Source organism: Pseudoduganella rhizocola (assembly GCF_045984285.3).
GTDB lineage: Bacteria > Pseudomonadota > Gammaproteobacteria > Burkholderiales > Burkholderiaceae_D > Rugamonas.
Genome location: NZ_JBJQIK030000012.1, coordinates 24,914 through 38,555, shown reverse-complemented (window position 1 = coordinate 38,555; position 13,642 = coordinate 24,914). Strand labels below are relative to the sequence as shown.

Sequence of the window (13,642 nt, the reverse complement as noted above, 5' to 3'; positions counted from 1 at the left end):
TCACGCCGGCAAGGTGGACAGGTAGCCGTGGATCTGCGACACCACCTGCGCGCCTTCGCCAACGCCTGCCGCCACCCGCTTGGTGGAGCCTGCGCGCACGTCGCCGATGGCGAACACGCCGGGCACGCTTGTTTCCAGTGAGGCGCGCTGCTTGTCGCCCGCTGCCGCGCTGATCTTGTAGCCGGTGCGGATGAAGCCTTGGGGATCCACCTCCACGCCGCAGTCGCTCAGCCAGTCAGTGTTCGGATCGGCGCCGATGAACAGGAACACGCGGCATACATCGCAGCTGTCTTCCTCGCCGGTGCGGCTGTTGCGGAACTTGACCTGCTTGAGGCCTTCCTCATCGCCTTCCAGCGCCACGATCTCGGTATGCGTATGCAGCTCGATATTCGGCGTGGCCTTGATGCGGTCGATCAGGTAGCTGGACATGGTGGCCTTCAGCCCCTCGCCCCGAATGACCATATGAACCTTCGATGCGTGGCCGGACAGGAACACCGCCGCCTGGCCCGCCGAATTGCCGCCGCCAACCAGCACAATCTCTTCGGAAGCGCACAGGTTCGCCTCGATGGTCGATGCCCAGTAATAGATGCCCCGTCCTTCGAACTGCTTGATGTTCGCGAGGGAAGGGCGGCGGTAGCGTGCGCCGCAGGACAGCACAACGCTGCGGGCTTTCACTCGCTTTCCATCGTCCAGCTCCACTTCGAGTGGGAACGCGTCGCAGATCAGGCGCGCAGCCACCGCGGGAATCGCCACCTCCACGCCGAACTTCATCGCCTGCACATAGGCGCGGCCCGCCAGGGCGCCGCCCGAAATCCCGGTGGGGAAGCCGAGGTAATTTTCGATGCGGGCGCTGGCCGCAGCCTGCCCGCCAAAGGCGCGCTGTTCCAGTGCCAGCACCGACAGGCCTTCCGAGCCTGCATAGACGGCGGTGGCCAGGCCTGCGGGGCCCGAACCTACCACAATCACATCCCACACTTTGTCTTCATCCAGCTCCGGCAGCATGCCGAGGCAGCGGCCCATGTCGGCATTGGAAGGGTTCCTGAGCACCGAGCCATCCGGGCAGACGACGAGCGGCCAGTCCTCCGCCGATGGCTGGTAGTACTCGCACAGCAGGCGCGCCTGCTCATCGTTTTTCGGATCGAGAATGGTATGCGGATGGCCGTTACTGTCCAGGAAGCTCTGCAGGTGAAACAGGCGGGGATGGCCCGGCGGACCAACCAGTACCGGCCCGCCCGCGCCGATTTCCAGCAGGTTCACCCGGCGCAGGATCAGGGAGCGCACAATGCGCTCGCCCAGCTCCGCTTCCGCAATGACCAGCGCGCGCAGGCGGTCGGGCGGAATGAGCAGCGCTTCCACTTCGCCTACCGCAATCACGTTCACCAGCGACGGCCGGCCCGCGAGCTGCGACACTTCGGCGGTGTACTGGCCGGGCCCATGTTCGGTGATGAGGGCCGAGTTGCCCAGGCCGTCGTAGCGGTACGCCGCCATGCGGCCCGACAACACCACCACCATGCCGAAGGTGGTGTGGCCTGCTTCCAGGATACGCACGCCGTTGTGGTAGGTGCGCGTGGTACCGAAGCGCATCAGGCGCTTGATTTCCTGTTCGGTGAGTGTGGGGAAGATCTGGTGGCGCCGCAGCTCGATCGACGCTGCAATCGCAGGCACCTGCTCTTCCTTGTTCGATTCCGGCATGAATTGAGGGGTGTTCGACATTGCAGCTCCGGGTCGGTGGATAGGGGAAGTTTAACTGATGCCCAAAAAACGGTAGAATGATATAATTCGATAACTGTAGAAATATGGAATATGAGCTGTCCTGCCACAGCGCGGGATCGAGACGATTGGAAAAGGAGCATGAAATGAATGAACTGCCGGACCTCCCCAACATCAACGCGGAGCAACTGATTACGCCAACGCTGGAGAAGCTTGCGCCCGTCGGCGATATGGACCATCCGCCGCGCATCCTCATGCTGTATGGCTCCCTGCGCGAGCGCTCGTTCAGCCGGTTTCTCACCTATGAGGCAGCGCGCATCCTGCGCCACTTCGGCGCCGAGGTGAAGATATTCGACCCCATGGAGCTGCCCATGGTGGGCAGCGTGCCGGAGGATCATCCGAAAGTGGTGGAGCTGCGTGAATTGAGCCTGTGGTCGGAAGGGCAGGTGTGGTGCAGCCCTGAGCGGCATGGCGCCATCACGGCCGTGATGAAGAACCAGATCGACTGGATTCCGCTGGAGCAGGGTTCGGTGCGGCCCAGCCAGGGGCGCACGCTGGCCGTCATGCAGGTGTGCGGCGGCTCGCAGTCCTTCAACGTCGTGAATACGCTGCGCCTGTTGGGGCGCTGGATGCGCATGTTTACCATCCCGAACCAGTCCTCGGTGCCCATGGCGTACAAGGAGTTCGACGAAGCGGGACGCATGCGCCAGTCGGCCTACTACGACCGTGTGGTGGACGTGATGGAGGAGCTGTTCAAGATCACGCTGCTGATGCGCGGCCGCACAGACTATCTGACGGAACGCTACAGCGAACGCAACGAACGCCAGATGAAAGCCATTAACGCCCAGATCAGCAAAATCTGAAGGCTGCTATAATTTTTGGATGCGACGCCTTTTTGTCATCCTGATGCTGTGCCTGCTGTCCCTGCAATCCGCATGGGCAGTGACCGACATTTGCGAAGACAGCGGCTTGCAGCAGCAAAGCGCGAGCCAGCAGTTCTCGGGCAGCGATGAGCCGCAATCGAGCGACTGCCTCTGCTGCGCGCAATGCACGAGCTGCCACGTGCTCGCTGCGGCTCCCGGTCTCAGTATTGGCGTTCCGCTGCGGCACGCGCCAGTGCGCAAGCTTGACCACGGCGCCGGCTCGGCGCCGCTATCCTCCACCGATCCCGCGCGTCCCGAACGCCCCAAGTGGCCTGCCTGCTGATCCGGCAGGCTCACTGACTTCCATCGGCACCTTACCTGTCGGATTCCTCGCCGTTTAACCGGAGAATCCACCATGTTCCGCATTTTGCTCTTGACGGGCATATGCTGGTTTGGCGCCGCCCCCTGGGCCGGCGCCGGGCCGGCTGTATTAACGCTTGCGCAAGCCCAGCGCGAAGCGCTCGCCGCCGATCCTTCCGTGGCTGCGGCAAGGGCCCAGCTCAGCGCCGCTCCCGCCCTGCGCGAGCAGGCCGCTGCCTTGCCCAATCCCGAAGTATCCGCGCTGCTTGAAGGGCGCGACGCTGCGACGCGCACTACCAGCTATTTGCTGAGCCAGCGCCTTGAGCTGGGCGGCAAGCGCGCCGCCCGCACCGCGCACGCGGAGCAGGGCGCGCAGCTGGCTGCCGCCGATCTCGCCGTGCTCACCGCCGCACTGCGCGCCAGCGTAATGGAAGCCTATGCCGAGGCCCTGTCTGCAAACGCCGCACTGGCGAATGCGCGGCAGGCGGAAGCGGTGACGGCTTCCGCGCTGGATGCGGCCACCCGCCGAGTGCGCGCGGGGAAGATCTCGCCTGTGGAGGAAAACAAGGCACGCCTCGCGCAGGCTGCGTCCCGCATTGAGACCAGCCGCGCCGCGGCGCAGCAGGCTGCGGCCGGCGCACAGCTGGCACACCTGATGGGAAGGGAACCGGGCACGCCGCTGGCCCTGCCCGAAGGCGAGCTTCCGGCCGCGGATGCGGTTCAGGCGGAAGAACGCTTTGCGCGTTCGGGCCTGCTGCAGCGCGCAGAGGCCGAAGCCGCACTGGCCACGGCACAGGTGCAGCTTGAACGCTCCGGGCGCGTTGGCGATATCACGCTGCAGGTGGGTGTAAAGCGCGATGCGGAAATGGACCGGCGCCAGGGCGTGATCGGCATATCGGTGCCTGTGCCGCTGTTCAACCGCAACCAGGGCAAGCTGCGCGAAGCGCTGGGACGTGCCGATTCCGCGGAGCTGGCACGCCAGGCCGAAGCGCGCCGCCTGCGCATGGAATTCACGCTGGCGCGTGAGCAGGTGCAAGCCCTGCACGGCAATGCGCTGCTGCTGCGCGACACCATATTGCCCGCTGCACGCACGTCTTTCGACGCCGCCGTCAAAGGCTTCGAGTACGGAAAATTCAGCTTTATCGACGTGCTGGATGCGCAGCGCACGCTGCTGGCATCCCAGGCCCAATACACGGAGGCAGTGAGGGAGGCCTGGCGCGCAGCAGCGCGCCTTGAGCGCCTGCTCGGCCCGACCCACACCGGAGAATACCCATGATTCCACGACCGACAAGAAAAGCGCTGGTGTTGTGCGCCGCCGCCGCATGCCTGCTGGCCATCCTCATCTGGCAATGGCCGAAACATTCCGGCCATGCCGAAACGGAAGCGGGGCATGAGAAGGAACACGCGCACGGCGCCGAGAAGGGCGACGCGGGTGAACAGATTGCACGCGGACCGCACGGTGGCCGCCTGCTGGAAGACCGCGGCATGCAGCTCGAACTCTCCATCGCGGAGCAGGCAGGCAGTCCGGAATTTCGCGTCTACCTGAGCCGCGAAGGCAAGCCTGTGCAAAATGCGGTGCTGGGCGCGGAGCTGGTGCGCCTGGGCCGCGCTGTGGAGCGCATCCAATTCCAGCCGGAGAACGGCTACTACAAGAGCACCACCGTGATCGCCGAGCCGCACTCCTTCAAGGTGAGCCTGGTGGCGGTGGACGAGGGCAAGCAGTACCGCTTCGCCTTCGAACAGGTGGAGGCGCGGGTGATGATGACGAGCGCCCAGCTTACGCGCAGCGGCGTTGACGTGCACACGGCGGGCCCTGTCACCATTCGCTCCGGCCTGGCGCTGATCGGCGAAGTGCGCGCGAACGATGAAAGGCAGGTGCATGTGGTGCCGCGCGCAGCGGGCATTGCGGAACAGGTGCCGGTGCGTGCGGGCGACCAAGTGCGCAAGGGCCAGCTATTGGCCGTGCTCTCCAGCGCTGCGCTGGCCGACCTGCGGGCCGAAGTGCTCGCGGCAAAGCGCCGCCTTGACCTGGCGATGGCAAACCATGAGCGTGAGCGCCGCTTGTGGGAAGAAAAGATATCGGCCGAGCAGGACTTCCAGCAGGCCCGCACGGCCATGCAGGAAGCAGAGATCAGCCACCGCGCCGCGCGCGACAAGCTGGCCAGCTTCGGCGCCGGCGCCAATGCGGGCAGCGGCATGACGCGCTACGAACTGCGGGCTCCCATCGCCGGAACGATTGCAATGCGCCATGTTACGCAAGGCGAAGCCGTGCGCGAAGATACGCCGATCTTCACCATTATCGATCTGTCGGACGTGTGGGTGGAGGCCACCATTCCGGTGAAAGACCTGCCGCAGATCAGGCGCGGCCAGAAGGTTGCCGTACGCGGTACTTCGTTCGACGCCAGCGGCACCGGCACGGTGGCCAGCGTGGATGCCGTGGTCGGCGAAGAAACGCGCAGCGCCAGGGCCCGCATTGTGGTCAGCAACAAGGAAGGCTTGTGGCGGCCCGGCGTGCCGGTGCAGGTGGACCTGCTGGCGGCGGAGGAAGCGGTGGCCGTGGCGGTGCTCAACGAAGCCTTGCAGGAGATGGGCGGCAGGACGGTGGTGTTCGGCCGTTATGGCGATGCCTTTGAAGCGCGGCCCGTCCGAACCGGCCGCAGGGACAGCCAGTACACCGAAGTGCTGGAAGGCCTGAATGCAGGCGAGCGCTATGCCGCGAAGAACAGTTTCCTGATCAAGGCAGACCTGGGAAAGGCGTCGGCTGAGCATGAGCACTAGTCCATCGCGCTTCGACGCGCTGATTCAGTTTGCGATCCGCCAGCGCTGGCTGGTGCTGCTCGCCACCTTGCTGGTTGCCGTTCTTGGCGCGTTCAGCTTCACCCGCCTCGCCATCGATGCGGTGCCGGATATCACCAACGTCCAGGTGCAGGTGAATACCTCGGTGCCGGGCTATACGCCGCTTGAGGCGGAGCAGCGCATCACCTATCCCATCGAAACGGCGATGGCCGGCATTCCCCACCTGGAGCAGACGCGGTCGCTGTCGCGCTACGGCCTGTCGCAGATCACGGTGGTGTTCAAGGAAGGAACGGACATCCACTTCGCGCGCCAGCTGGTTAACCAGCGCGTGCAGGAAGTGCGCGGCCAGCTGCCGTCCGGTGTGGAGCCGCAACTGGGGCCGATTGCCACCGGCCTCGGTGAAATCTATATGTGGACCGTGGAAGCGAAGCCGGGTGCCCTGAAGCCGGACGGCACGCCCTACACGCCGATGGACCTGCGCGAGATCCAGGACTGGGTGATCAAGCCGCAGATGCGCACCGTCCCAGGCGTTACCGAGATCAATGCCATCGGCGGCTATGCCAAGCAGTATCTCGTTGCACCGCTGCCGGCGCGGCTGGTCGCATTCGGGCTGGATATCGGCGACCTGGTGGCGGCGCTGGAGCGTAACAATACCGATACCGGCGCAGGGTATATCGAACGGAACGGCGAGCAGTACCTGGTGCGCGCTCCGGGGCGCGCCGCTTCGGCGCGTGAACTGGCAGACACCGTGATTGCCAGCCGGGGCGGCGTCGCCGTGCGCGTGCGCGACGTGGCGGAAGTGAGCCTCGGCAAGGAGCTGCGTACCGGTGCTGCCACGGAAGATGGCCACGAAGTGGTGCTGGCCACCGTGTTCATGCTGGCCGGGGAGAACAGCCGCGCGGTATCGCGTGCAGTGGATGCGCGGCTGGCGGAAATCAACCTCAATCTGCCCAAAGGCGTTTCCGCACGCACCGTCTACGACCGCACTTCGCTGGTGGACAAGGCGATTGCGACCGTGCGCCAGAACCTGCTGGAGGGCGCCGCGCTGGTCGTTGTGGTGCTGTTCCTCTTCCTGCACAACTTCCGTGCGGCTTTGCTGACGGCAGCGGTGATTCCCCTTTCCATGCTGTTCACCTTCACCGCCATGGCGGGCAACCACGTGAGCGCGAACCTGATGAGCCTTGGCGCGCTGGACTTCGGCATCATTGTCGACGGCGCCGTGGTGATTGTGGAGAGTTGCATCACCCGCCTTGCAGCGGCGCAAGCGCTCGCCGGGCGCGCGCTGAGCCGGGAAGAACGTTTTGCGGAAGTCTTTGCCGCCGCACGCGATGCGCGGCGCCCCTTGCTATATGGGCAGGCGATCATCATCGTGGTCTACCTGCCCATATTCACGCTCACGGGTATCGAAGGGAAGATGTTCCAGCCCATGGCTTTCACGGTGGTGGCGGCGCTGTTCGCGGCCATGGTGCTCTCGGTGACTTTCGTTCCCGCTGCCGTGGCCCTGTTCGTCAAGCCGGTGAGCGGTGAAGAAGGCAAAGCATTGGCATGGCTGCGCAGCCAGTATGGCCGCTGGCTGGCGCGGGCGATGGACCGTCCGCTTGCCGTGGCCGGCGGAGCGCTGGCCGTGCTTGCGCTGAGCGCGCTGCTGGCAACGCGGCTGGGCACGGAGTTCATTCCCACCATGGATGAAGGAGACCTGGTGGTCCACGCGCTGCGTATTCCCGGCACCAGCCTCACGCAGTCCGTTGCCATGCAGCTGGAACTGGAGCAGACGCTGACTGCGCTCCCGCAGGTGGCAACCGTGTTTTCCAAAATCGGCACCGCCGAAATTGCGAGCGACCCGATGCCTCCCAACGTGACGGATACCTTCATCATGCTGAAGCCGCGCAGCCAGTGGCCCGATCCGGGGCTGGGCAAGGCTGCGCTGGTGGAAGCCCTGCAGGCGGCGGCCGAAAAGGTGCCCGGCAATAACTACGAGTTCACGCAGCCGATCCAGATGCGCTTCAATGAGCTGATATCAGGTGTGCGCAGCGACGTGGCCGTGCGCATCTTCGGCGATGACATGAACACGCTGCAGGAACTCGGCGAGCGCATTGCGGGCGCGATGCAAAGGGTGCGCGGCGCCGCAGACGTGAAATTCGAGCGCACGGAAGGCCTGCCGATGCTGACTGTGCGTATCGACCGGGAACGTGCAGCGCGGCTCGGCCTGGGCATCGGCGAAGTGCAGGCCAGCGTCGCCACGGCCATCGGGGGGCGCGAAGCGGGCATCCTGTTCGAAGGCGACCGCCGTTTCGATATCGTGGTGCGCCTGCCCGAAGAGATCCGCAACAACGAGGAAGCGCTCAAGCGCCTGCCGATCCGGCTGCCGCAGCGCGAGGGCAGCCGCCCGGCCTATGTTGAACTATCGGAACTGGCGAGCTTTGAGACCGCGCCAGGCCTCAACCAGGTGAGCCGCGAGAACGGCAAGCGCAGCGTGGTGGTGACGGCGAACGTGCGGGGGCGCGATATCGGCAGCTTTGTTGCCGAAGCCTCGCTCGCCATCCGCGAGCAGGTGCCGATGGTTCCCGGCTATTGGACGGCGTGGGGCGGCACCTTCGAACAGCTCGAATCGGCAGCGGCGCGCCTGCGCATCGTGCTGCCGCTCACGCTGATGGTACTGGCGATACTGCTGTTCTCCATGTTCGGCAACCTGCGCGACGGCATGCTCGTATTCACCGGCGTGCCCCTGGCGCTGACCGGTGGCGTGATGGCGCTGTGGCTGCGCGGGCTGCCGATGTCGATGTCGGCAGGCGTGGGCTTCATCGCATTGTCCGGCGTGGCGGTGCTGAACGGGCTTGTGATGCTGTCGCATATCCGCACGCTGCGGGAGCAGGGCATTGCGGCCGAAGAGGCGATAGTGCAAGGCGCGCTCGCGCGCCTGCGGCCCGTGCTGATGACGGCGCTGGTTGCATCCCTCGGTTTCGTGCCGATGGCGATTGCTGTCGGCACCGGTGCGGAAGTCCAGCGGCCACTGGCGACGGTGGTTATCGGCGGCATGCTGTCTTCCACGCTGCTTACCCTGTTTGTACTGCCGGTACTTGCGAAGGCGGCATACAGGCGCTGAGCGGGCGCCTGCAAAAGGCACTGAAGTGGGCTACAATCTGTCCGCTTCGGTGCCCCTTGCGCGGCACGTCGACCAGGAGGACGACCTCCCCCATCGTGGGTATGCATTCGGGACGGCCCGGCTCTTGATAAGGAGCGCCGCCATGGCCTGGATCTATCTGCTCGTCGCCGGAATTCTGGAAGTTGTTTGGGCTTATTCGATGAAGCTTTCAAACGGCTTTACCAACATTACTGCCTCCGTTGTTACCGTCATTGCGATGATCGCGAGCGTTGTGCTGCTTTCGTTCGCCATGCGCACGCTCCCTCTGGGCACCGCCTACACCATCTGGACTGGCATCGGCGCCGTGGGCGCTTTTGTGGTCGGCGTGGCTTTCCTGGGCGAGCACCTCAGCCTCGCGCGAGTCACCGCCGCTGTGCTGATCGTGAGCGGTTTGGTGCTGATGAAGCTTTCTACAACAAACTGACACGCCAAAGATTGCAGTTTTCAAAAAAGTACGGTTATACTCGTCTCATTACGTAATTACAGAATATCGAGACGAACCATGGCGCGTACCGGTTTATCGAAATCACAGGTCAGGGCAAGCCGCGACCAGCTGCTGGCCGAAGGGCGCTATCCCTCGGTCGATGCGGTTCGCCTGGCGCTGGGAAATACCGGCTCCAAATCGACGATCCACAAATACCTGAAAGAGCTGGAGAGCGAAGACTCCAGCGCGGGCGTGAAGCACGAGGACACCGCTCGCGCCCTGCATGCCATGGTCGAACAGCTTGCGGAACAGCTGCATCACGACGCGGAACAGCGTGTGCGTGCCATGCGCGCCGAGCATGAAGTGGCGCTGCAGGAAAAGGACGCCCAGCTGGCGGAACTGCGCAGCACCGTCGCTGCTCTGACCGCACGGCTGGAAGGGCGGGGCGGGCATTACGACGTCAATCGTCCGGCCGATCAGGCACAAGTCCAGACTCCGCGCCGCGGCAGCCTTGCCGATGCAGGCTTCGGTCATTTCAGCGGCCTGCTGTCGAACGCGCGCGGCGGCCGTCCGGAGGCATCGCCGTTCAGCATCATCCTGGCGAGCGAGCGTGAGGCGGTTGATATCAACGCCTTGCGTCCGTCCGGTTTGAAGTTCCAGTAACGATTTCCTATGCGCTGTCCTCTTGTCGGGACAGCCTTTGATGCGGCCGTGAGAACAGACTCTCCCGGCCGTTTTTTTAAGTTGAATAAGGCCTGCCTATGGATCGCCGCCCGCCTCCTCGTCCCTCGCTACGCACAGCGTTCACGGCATGCCTTGGCATCTTCTTCGGCATCTCCGTGCTCGCGTTCTCATCCTTCGACCTGCACGTGCTGCTGGCACTGGGATCGTTCGGCTCGACCTCCATTTTGCTGTTCGCTTTCCCCGAGAACCATTTCTCTCAGCCGCGCAGCATCGTCGGCGGTCACTTCATCAGTACCGCAATGGGACTGATTGCGCTGCTGGTGTTCGGCAAAACGTGGTGGGCCCTGGGTCTCGCGGTCGCTGCGGCCGCTGCGGTGATGATGCTGACCCGCACCGTCCATCCACCGGCAGGGTCCAACCCCATCATCGTGTTCCTCGGCCTGCCGGGCTGGGACTTCCTGCTGTTCCCCACGCTGTTCGGCGCCATTGCGCTGGTGGCATCGGGCTGGGTCTATCATCGCGCGTGCAAACAGGAATATCCGCGGTACTGGCTAGGCGCGAAGGACGCCAGTGCGGGCGACACTGCTGCTTCGGCCATGCAGCTTCCCGCGATCGATTAGCGCCGCTTACCTGGGATCGGCGCGAAATGCGCGCTCGCGATACTCGAAATAGTCGAAATCGGCATGCAGCGCGGTGCCCGCCATATCCTGGCAAGCCGTGCCCACGAAAGCGCCGGTGAAGTTGGGCTGGCCCGGTGCGCTGGCTTCGTCCGACAGGATGCTGGCGTCGAACATCTGCGGCAGCCATTGCCAGTCGCCGCCCGGTAGCCGATAGCCGAAATACAGGCGTTCCTCGTCCACCTCCACGCGCAGCTCCACCGGCTGGTTCGCCGGCAGCGCCAGCGGCGTTGTGAAGGAATCGGTCTGCAGGTGATTGGGCAGGCTGCTCATCACGCGTATGTGCTTGCCCACGGTTTCGTCGTGCGAAATGTACAGGTAGTGGAACTTGGCGCCGCCGTAGTAGCAGATCAGGCCCGCCATCTGCTGGTAGTGCTCGGGCTCGAACTCGACGGCTGTGGAAGCGCTGAAGCAGTGCGCCTGCTGGCGGCGGGCCACCAGCGCCTGGCGGAACTGGCTGCCCAGGCTTTCACGGCCGTACAGGCGCAGATGGCCGGGCCGTGCGGTGAGACTGAACAGCTCTTCCGGCCACGGCGTGCGCAGCCACTGGAAGGCCAGCGGCAATTCCGGCGTATCGAATTCTTCGCGTTCGGCTTCGGCCGCAAGCGGGTGTTCCGGCAGAGGCGGCGCTTCCGCCTGCAGTTCAGGTGTGCCTTGTCCGTCAACGGTACGCAGCCATCCGTCATCGCCCCACACCATGCGCTGGATGGCGGTTTCCCGGCCCAGCGTGCAAGTGCCGCGGTTCCGCAGCGGCCGGCCGCACAGATAGACCATATAGGTCTGGCCGTCCGGCGTCTCCACCAGGTCGGCATGCCCCGCGCGCTGCAGCTCGGCGTCCGGCCGGTTGCGGGAGCTGAGGATGGTCTGGTCGGGATGCAGTTCATACGGGCCATGCAGATTGCGCGAACGCGCCATCGTGACGCCGTGGTTCCAGCCGGTGCCCCCTTCTGCGGTGAGCAGGTAGTAGTAGCCATTGCGCTTGTACAGGTGCGGCGCTTCGGTCAGGCCGTGCGGCGTGCCCTTGAAGATATTCTCGCGCCGTCCGATCAGGCGGCCCTCCTGCACTGAGTACTCCTGCATCACGATGCCCGCAAAGCGGTTGCTGCCTGGCCGATGGTCCCACAACTGGTTCAGCAGGTATTTGCGGGCGTCGTCGTCATGGAACAGCGACGGATCGAAGCCGCTGCTGTTCAGGTACACGGGTTCCGACCAAGGCCCTTCGATGGACGGGCTGGTGACGAGATAGTTATGGAAATCGCGCATCGAAGCGCTGCCGGTGGCGCCGCCGGTGGAGGTGCGGCCGTAGCGCTTTACGTCCGTGTAGATCAGCCAGAACAGGCCGTCCGCATACGTCAGGCAAGGCGCCCAAACGCCGCAGGAATCCGGAGTGCCCAGCATATTGAGCTGGCTGGCGCGCGTGAGCGGGCGGGTAAGCAGCCGCCAGTTCACCAGGTCGCGCGAATGGTGGATCTGCACGCCCGGATACCACTCGAAAGTGGAGGTGGCGATGTAGTAGTCGTCGCCCACGCGCACGATGGATGGATCGGGATTGAAGCCGCGAAGAATGGGGTTCTGGATCATGCTGTTTTCGTGATGAGGGGTTCAGGCTGCACCGGTTCGCGCACCAGCGTCCACAGGAGCACTGCGGCGATCAGGTCGAGCACCGCCAGGCTGACGAAAAATGGCGTGTAGCCGACGGTGGCCATCAGGCCGCCGATCAGCAGCGAGAAAAGCAGCAGGCCGAAGTTGCCGAAGGTGCCGCACATGCCCGCCACCGTGGCCACTTCGTTGCGGCGGAACAGGTCCGAGGACATCGTAATGACGGTGACGGAGAGCGTCTGGTGCGCAAAGCCCGCGAGGCTTAGGAGGGCAATCGCCGCATAAGGGCTGTCCACATAGCCCACGAAGGCAACGCCCATCATCATGATGGCGCCGAGCGTGAAAGCACCGCGACGCGCATTAATCAGGCGCACGCCGCGCTTCTGCAACGCCAGTACCACCACGGGGCCGAACATGCAGCCCAGGTCCGCCGCGAGGAAGGGCAGCCAGGCAAACATGGCGATCTGCGCCAGGTCGAAATTGCGCACCGTGGTCAGGTACAGCGGCACCCAGAACGACAGCGTGCCCCATGCGGGATCGGCGAGGAAACGCGGCAAAGCGATGCCCCAGAAATTGCGCATCCTCAGGATCGTGAGAATGGAAGGGCGCTTGCCGTCGCCCTGCAGGTGCTGCTCCTGTCCGGCGGCGATATGCTGGGCTTCCGCCTCCGACAGGCGGCGGTGGCGTGCCGGCGCATCGTACAGCAGCAGCCAGATGGCCACCCAGATCAGGCCCAGCGCACCGGTGATGACGAATGCCGACTGCCAGTTGTAGTGCAGGATGGCCCACACCACCAGCGGCGGCGCCAGCATCGAGCCGAAGGACGCGCCGATATTGAAGATACCGCCCGCCAGTCCGCGCTCCCTGGCCGGGAACCATTCGGAGACAGCCTTCATGCCGGCCGGGTTGGCGGAGCCTTCGGCCAATCCCAGCAGGCCGCGCAGGACCGCCAGCGTCTGCCAGTTGGTGGCCATGCCGTGCGCCATGCAGATCACCGACCACGCTGCCGCGAACATCGCAAAGCCGAATTTCAGGCCGATAACGTCCAGTATGTAGCCGCACAAAGGCTGCAGCATGATCGCTCCCTGGAAGGCGGCCGTGATGTATGAGTATTCCTGGGTGCTGATGTTCAGCTCAGTGAGCAGGGTAGGGGCCGCGACGGCCAGCGTGCTGCGTGTGAGGTAGTTGATGACGGCGCCCAGCATGATCAATCCAATCATCCACCAGCGGAGTCCCTTGATCTTTGAATGAGTCATGTTTGCGCAATCATATCGATAACGCCGTAAAGATATCACAACGGTGAATAATAATGATTGCGCAACCTAATGAATTTTTAATGTGGTGATGTCGAAATGCGTATGCATCGTTCGTCGTTGCAGCGAGGCGG

General features: G+C 64.3%; 11 protein-coding genes. 8 read left to right on the top strand and 3 right to left on the bottom strand.

Annotation, left to right across the window (positions count from 1 at the left end):
* Window positions 1-1,713 carry an FAD-dependent oxidoreductase gene (locus ACJRPG_RS21645; protein WP_408002174.1) on the bottom strand — a complete coding sequence of 571 codons (1,713 nt, stop codon included), beginning with the start codon at window positions 1,711-1,713 and terminating at the stop codon, window positions 1-3.
* Window positions 1,714-1,856: 143 nt separating this feature from the next.
* Here ACJRPG_RS21645 and arsH point away from each other — a divergent pair, with 143 nt between their 5' ends.
* From arsH to ACJRPG_RS21605, 8 genes are all read left to right on the top strand, one after another.
* Complete coding sequence (gene arsH / locus ACJRPG_RS21640; protein ID WP_408002173.1) at window positions 1,857-2,573, top strand: arsenical resistance protein ArsH; 717 nt, start codon at window positions 1,857-1,859, stop codon at window positions 2,571-2,573.
* Between the two features lie 19 nt (window positions 2,574-2,592).
* Window positions 2,593-2,916, top strand: a complete 324-nt coding sequence (locus ACJRPG_RS21635; RefSeq protein ID WP_408002172.1) for a hypothetical protein — start codon at window positions 2,593-2,595, stop codon at window positions 2,914-2,916.
* Window positions 2,917-2,988: 72 nt separating this feature from the next.
* Complete coding sequence (locus tag ACJRPG_RS21630; RefSeq protein WP_408002171.1) at window positions 2,989-4,209, top strand: TolC family protein; 1,221 nt, start codon at window positions 2,989-2,991, stop codon at window positions 4,207-4,209.
* A complete protein-coding gene (locus tag ACJRPG_RS21625) occupies window positions 4,206-5,711 on the top strand; it encodes an efflux RND transporter periplasmic adaptor subunit (RefSeq protein WP_408002170.1) in 1,506 nt (501 codons plus the stop codon). Before ACJRPG_RS21630 ends, ACJRPG_RS21625 begins: the two co-directional genes overlap by 4 nt.
* Window positions 5,701-8,832 (top strand): efflux RND transporter permease subunit, encoded by a 3,132-nt coding sequence (locus tag ACJRPG_RS21620; RefSeq protein WP_408002169.1) that lies wholly within the window; start codon window positions 5,701-5,703, stop codon window positions 8,830-8,832. Before ACJRPG_RS21625 ends, ACJRPG_RS21620 begins: the two co-directional genes overlap by 11 nt.
* Before the next feature lie 142 nt (window positions 8,833-8,974).
* Window positions 8,975-9,295, top strand: coding sequence for a DMT family transporter (locus ACJRPG_RS21615; RefSeq protein ID WP_408002168.1), 321 nt, complete (start codon window positions 8,975-8,977; stop codon window positions 9,293-9,295).
* Window positions 9,296-9,373: 78 nt separating this feature from the next.
* On the top strand, window positions 9,374-9,958 hold the full coding sequence (locus tag ACJRPG_RS21610) for a DNA-binding protein (protein WP_408002167.1): 585 nt from the start codon (window positions 9,374-9,376) through the stop codon (window positions 9,956-9,958).
* Between the two features lie 98 nt (window positions 9,959-10,056).
* Window positions 10,057-10,599 (top strand): HPP family protein, encoded by a 543-nt coding sequence (locus ACJRPG_RS21605; protein ID WP_424712500.1) that lies wholly within the window; start codon window positions 10,057-10,059, stop codon window positions 10,597-10,599.
* Between the two features lie 6 nt (window positions 10,600-10,605).
* Here ACJRPG_RS21605 and ACJRPG_RS21600 read toward each other — a convergent pair whose 3' ends face one another.
* Together ACJRPG_RS21600 and ACJRPG_RS21595 are read right to left on the bottom strand one after the other, a co-directional pair.
* Window positions 10,606-12,237 carry a glycoside hydrolase family 43 protein gene (locus ACJRPG_RS21600; RefSeq protein WP_408002165.1) on the bottom strand — a complete coding sequence of 544 codons (1,632 nt, stop codon included), beginning with the start codon at window positions 12,235-12,237 and terminating at the stop codon, window positions 10,606-10,608.
* Window positions 12,234-13,511 (bottom strand): MFS transporter, encoded by a 1,278-nt coding sequence (locus tag ACJRPG_RS21595; protein ID WP_408002164.1) that lies wholly within the window; start codon window positions 13,509-13,511, stop codon window positions 12,234-12,236. Before ACJRPG_RS21595 ends, ACJRPG_RS21600 begins: the two co-directional genes overlap by 4 nt.
* Window positions 13,512-13,642: the final 131 nt, after the last annotated feature.